Annotated in this window: 1 protein-coding gene; it reads right to left on the bottom strand. The window is 66.9% G+C overall.

Annotation, left to right across the window (positions count from 1 at the left end; translation table 11 throughout):
* Window positions 1–423, bottom strand: a 423-nt coding sequence (locus D3227_RS40750) for an efflux RND transporter permease subunit (RefSeq protein ID WP_208646645.1), incomplete at both ends; no start/stop codon positions are given.

Raw genomic sequence — 423 nt, 5'->3', positions numbered from 1 at the left:
GCGCAGCTGTTTCACTGCATCGTCCACCAACGCCGTGGCTTGGCCGATCGAGGTGCCAGGCGCCAGGTTGAACGAGACCGTCACCGCCGGGAATGTGCCTTGGTGACTGATGGAAATGGCCGTGCGCGCGACCGAGTTATCTGCCAGCGCAGACAGCGGCACCAAGGCCGCCGGGCTGGCCAGGTTTGGCGCGGCGGTGCTGCCTTTGCTCGACACCGCCTGGCTGCCGGTGGGCACGTAAATACCCTTGAGCGCTGACGGATCGGCCCAGTATTCGGGCGCGATTTCCATCACCACGTGGTACTGGTTGGCGGCGCGGTAGAGGGTCGAGACCTGGCGCTGGCCGAACGCGTCGTACAGCGTCTGGTCCACCGCCGACATGCCCACGCCGAGTCGCGCCGCCGTGTCGCGGTTGACCTGCAC

It is taken from the genome of Mesorhizobium waimense, from assembly GCF_003601975.1.
Lineage (GTDB): Bacteria > Pseudomonadota > Alphaproteobacteria > Rhizobiales > Rhizobiaceae > Mesorhizobium > Mesorhizobium waimense.
The sequence above is the reverse complement of the archived record's forward strand: the minus strand, read 5'-3'. Positions and strand labels throughout refer to the sequence as shown.